Source organism: Cellvibrio sp., from assembly GCF_053579595.1.
Genome location: NZ_JBRFPI010000368.1, coordinates 1 through 4,453 on the forward strand (window position 1 = coordinate 1; position 4,453 = coordinate 4,453).

At 46.1% G+C, this 4,453-nt stretch carries 4 protein-coding genes; 3 read left to right on the forward strand and 1 reads right to left on the reverse strand.

Annotated features, from left to right (window positions below; translation table 11 throughout):
• Window positions 1-1,169: PQQ-dependent sugar dehydrogenase (locus tag ACWA6V_RS17820; RefSeq protein WP_449523758.1), on the forward strand; the 1,169-nt coding region annotated here is incomplete at its 5' end.
• Window positions 1,170-1,225: 56 nt separating this feature from the next.
• Here ACWA6V_RS17820 and ACWA6V_RS17825 read toward each other — a convergent pair.
• Window positions 1,226-2,593, reverse strand: a complete 1,368-nt coding sequence (locus tag ACWA6V_RS17825; RefSeq protein ID WP_449523759.1) for a glycosyl hydrolase — start codon at window positions 2,591-2,593, stop codon at window positions 1,226-1,228.
• A gap of 276 nt (window positions 2,594-2,869) precedes the next feature.
• Here ACWA6V_RS17825 and prfB point away from each other — a divergent pair.
• Both prfB and ACWA6V_RS17835 read left to right on the forward strand, forming a co-directional pair.
• Window positions 2,870-3,965, forward strand: a protein-coding gene (gene prfB, locus ACWA6V_RS17830; RefSeq protein WP_310072306.1) for a peptide chain release factor 2 whose coding sequence is annotated in 2 segments (ribosomal slippage) — window positions 2,870-2,941 and window positions 2,943-3,965 — 1,095 coding nt in all. Because the reading frame shifts where the segments join, the coding sequence is not laid out codon by codon here.
• Between the two features lie 70 nt (window positions 3,966-4,035).
• Window positions 4,036-4,453: OB-fold nucleic acid binding domain-containing protein (locus ACWA6V_RS17835; RefSeq protein WP_449523760.1), on the forward strand; the 418-nt coding region annotated here is incomplete at its 3' end.

Genomic DNA, 4,453 nt, shown 5'->3' on the forward strand with positions numbered 1-4,453 from the left:
TAGTTGATCTGGAGACGGTGGTCGATAATTTGCCTGTTGATGTTGATTATTTACATCCGCACAAAAATTTTACATTTGATGAGCAATCAAACCTGCTGGTTAATATCGGTAGTTCATCAGATCGTTGTAACAAAAAAGCATCACTCATTGATTGCATCAATGGCAAGGAGGCGAGTATCCGTCGCTACCGCCTAGATAAACAAACAAATACATATTCCTCGGATTTTGAAATCATAGCGCGCGGCCTTCGCAATTCCATGGCATTAGTTGTGCACTCATCTGGAACTATTTTGCAAGCTGAAAATAGTATGGATTTCCCCGAAGCCGATGAGCCTTACGAAGAATTAAATGTTATTGAAGGTAATAAATTTTATGGTTGGCCTTTATGTTTCAATCGCAATATGAATTTGGATGGTAGTAGCTGTAAACAAGCTGACTATCAACAACCTTGGACATTGTTGCCTCCCCACGTTGCTCCGCTGGATATGCTTTACTATTCGCACACAAAATTACCTGCATTACAAAACAAATTGCTTATGAGTTGGCATGGTTATCGTATTGCGGGCAATCGTTTGGTCAGTTATGCAATTGATAAGCACGGTCGCCCCGAGTTACAGCAGGGTGCGATTTTCTTTCGGGCTCCAGCTACATTTGAAGGTGCTTATACTCAACATGCGTTTTCTCCAAAAGGTGGCTTGGGGGAAGGGCAAAAAAATATGAGCGATAAAAAAGTAGCGCAACACAGTGAAGTAATTTCGCAGTGGCATGAAGTTCCAGGTTTGCGGCCTGAGGGTGCACCGGTAGGGCTTACTCAGGCACAAGATGGCAGTGTCTTTATCGTGGATGATCGCAATGCAGCGATACTGCGCTTATCTGTTGGAAAAAATTATCAGATGCAGAAGGCGCCTGAGCGGGCAGTTACGGCTAAATCATTGGTTCCGCCAGCTGCGGTCAGTGTGATTTTGCAAGAGCGCTGTGCACAATGTCATAGCGAACTTTTGCAACGGTCGAATAGTTTGTTAACGATTAATAATTGGCTAAATAAGCAAGATGGAAAAACACAAATGGAAGTAAAGATATTTGAAGATAAAAATCGCCCCATGCCGCCCGATAAAAGTTTAACGACGGAAGAGAAGAAAATACTGATGGACTGGTTTGTGAGTATTTGATTTTGATGAAAAAGCCCTCACATTTGAGGGCTTTTTTGTTGGACTTTTTTCAGTGTTCAGAAAGTTGGCAGTTCATCCAATGTGATGACATTGTTGTGGTTGTAGACCTTGGTTTTGTGCGCGTTGGTGTTGTAATACTCACCCGTCCAGAAGTTATCTTTATGGGTAACACCAGCGCCCTCTGCAGTGTGTCCATCGTTCCACACCATAAACCACAACCACCATGCGCCATCCGTTGCAATTTTATCGGGATCGGGAATGTAACTATTTTCGCTCAGTGCAACCATTTTGTTTTCAAACGGGTATTTGCGTGCTTGTGTATAAGTGCTGATTTGCGATTTATAAGTTTTGTTATCTGTGCTGTCATAAATATCGTGGCTGACGATATCCACATATTCATCGCCGGGATACCAAGCTGCGTTTTGACCATTCCATACCCATAACAAATTATGGAGACCGTGATCGTTCGTCAATCGGTTGTAAATGTGTCGCCATAATAAAATTTGGGCAAAGGACTGCGGTACACCATCGGTGCGTGTACGCCCCCACCAGAACCAGCCGTCACCATTGTTGCCTGAGGCTTCATGTAGTGGACGCCAGAGCACACTCACGCCGGCATCATTTAGTTTTTTCAGTTCAACGGCGATTAAATCAATGCCGGCATTGATGTGGGCGAAAGCTGCGCTGCCTGTATCCAATGCGCCATCTTTAACAGGTATCTGGAAGTTGGTGTCTTTAGTATAAAACTGGGCGTCATTAACACTTGCGGTATTGAGCAATGCCGGATCGCGCCAGTGCCAGGCGAAAGTCACCAAGCCCCCCTTTTTGGCGTAATCGATAGCTTCTTGAGTTTGTTTAACGCCCTCGACCCAGTTGGCAGTCATGCCATAGTTCATAAAATCGTAACCCATTATGGCAGGGTATTTACCGGTATCGGTAAACACGCGTTCCGCCATATCAATGGAATCTTTCCAGGTTAAATCCTGTTGCCCTGAAAGGGTTTTTTGTCCCCAGATGCTCTTCAGATAAGTGTAAATTGCCTGGGTTTTCGCATTTGAATTGGGATCAACTGGTACTGTGCGCGTTGCTGTAACAGGCAGGCTGGTGCGGCTTGTCGGGCAGAACTTTTGTGCTATGCAGTATTGATTATTTTCAAAACTCCAACTGCCATTATCACTGGCGCAGACATTCCACTGCTTGCCATCAACCGTGCATTTAGCAAGCGCGGCAAGGCTCGATGACGATACTTGGGATGACCTACTTGGTGCGATTGAACTGGGGGCTATGCTCGAAGCAGGGGCGCTGGACGCCGGTTTGGATGCAGCAGGCGTAGATGATCCGCCACCGCCTCCACCACAAGCAGTTAACAGTAATGCAGCAGTCAGGCAGGCTGCATCTCTAGCAAATCTGGTTGAACTCTTCATTAGGACTCCGAGCTTATTATCATTTTGGATTATGGGGTTATTAACCTATGTAACCGGTTACTTTTGCGAGTATACAGACGCCAGATACTTTCAGATAGTCCGATTAGATCTTAGCCGCAGGAAAAACTGACTTTTTAAGCTGCGCAGGGACACAAATACTTATCAATCGGCGCTAGCTATGGTGTGATTTGGCCTCAAGAGCCATCTCATGTAGAATGCGCGCCTCGCTTTTTCTGCCTGTTTCAGGCCTAAACCCAGACTAAATTGCGCATCATCATGGAAATTAACCCCTTATTACTTGCCCTCAAAGATCTGACCGAACGCACTAATGTGCTTAGGGGGTATCTTTGACTACGATCTTAAAAAAGAGCGTCTAGCAGAAGTTGAACTTGACCTCGGCGAACCGAGCGTCTGGGATAAACCTGAGCGTGCCCAGGCGTTGGGGCGAGAGCGGGCAGCATTGGAGATGGTTGTAAAAACCATCGATGATCTGGATAACGGCGTGCGCGATTCGCGCGAGCTGCTCGACATGGCTGTTGAAGAGGATGATGAATCCATGGTGGCCGATGTGCAGGCCGAGCTGGAGCGTCTTGATAAACAATTGGGTGTGCTGGAGTTTCGCCGAATGTTTTCCGGCGAGACAGATGCGAACAATGCGTATCTTGATATCCAATCCGGTTCAGGCGGTACTGAAGCGCAGGATTGGGCTGAAATTGTTTTGCGCATGTATCTGCGCTGGGGTGAAGCCAAAGGTTTTAAAGTGACGCTGGAAGAAGTGTCCGCTGGTGACGTAGCCGGTATTAAGAGCGCCACCATCTATTTTGAAGGCGAATACGCCTTTGGTTGGTTGCGTACGGAAACTGGTGTACACCGTTTAGTGCGTAAATCGCCGTTTGATTCCGGCAACCGTCGCCATACATCATTTTGCTCGGTATTTATCTCACCGGAAATCGATGACAACATCGAAATTGATATCAATCCTGCTGATTTGCGTATCGATACCTACCGCGCCAGTGGTGCTGGTGGTCAGCACATTAACAAAACGGATTCCGCAGTACGTATAACACATATTCCAACCAACATTGTGGTGCAGTGCCAGAACGAACGTTCGCAACACGCCAACCGCGATAAAGCCTACAAAATGCTGCGCGCAAAAATGTACGAGCAGGAAATGCAGAAGCGCAACGCTGAAAAGCAGGCAATGGAAGATAATAAATCCGATATCGGTTGGGGTAGCCAGATCCGTTCGTATGTGCTGGATGATTCGCGCATTAAAGATCTGCGTACCGGCGTGCAAACTTCGAACACCCAGGCAGTTTTGGATGGTGACCTCGATCAATTTATTGTCGAAAGCCTTAAAGCCGGTTTGTAATTTATTTTTTGTTGGGTTAAATCCTAAATTTTTTCAGCCCTAAACCTTTTATTAAAGATCAGTGAAGACTATGAGCAACGAAATCAATTCAGCACAGCCAGATGCACATGATGAAAATAAATTGATCGCAGAGCGCCGTCAAAAGCTGTCTGCGATTCGCGAAAAGGGCAATGCATTCCCTAATGACTTCCGTCGCGGTGACAAGAGCATTGATCTGCAAAAACAATTTGGCGAAAAAACCAAAGAAGAATTGGAAGCACTGAATCATCTGGTTAGCGTTGCCGGTCGTATCATGGCAAAACGCGGCCCATTTATGGTGGTGCAGGATGGTGAAGGCTCAATCCAGTTGTATGCTGATAAAGCCGCACAAGAAGTCATAAAAGACAAATGGGGTTTGTGGGATATCGGCGATATCGTTGGTGTGAAAGGCGCATTGCACAAATCCGGCAAAGGCGATTTGTATGTGAATTTGGAAGAGTATCAACTGC

Coding starts and splice junctions, on each gene's coding strand:
- ACWA6V_RS17825 (WP_449523759.1), bottom strand. CDS start 2,593: ATGAAGAGTTCAACCAGATTTGCTAGAGATGCAGCCTGCCTGACTGCT.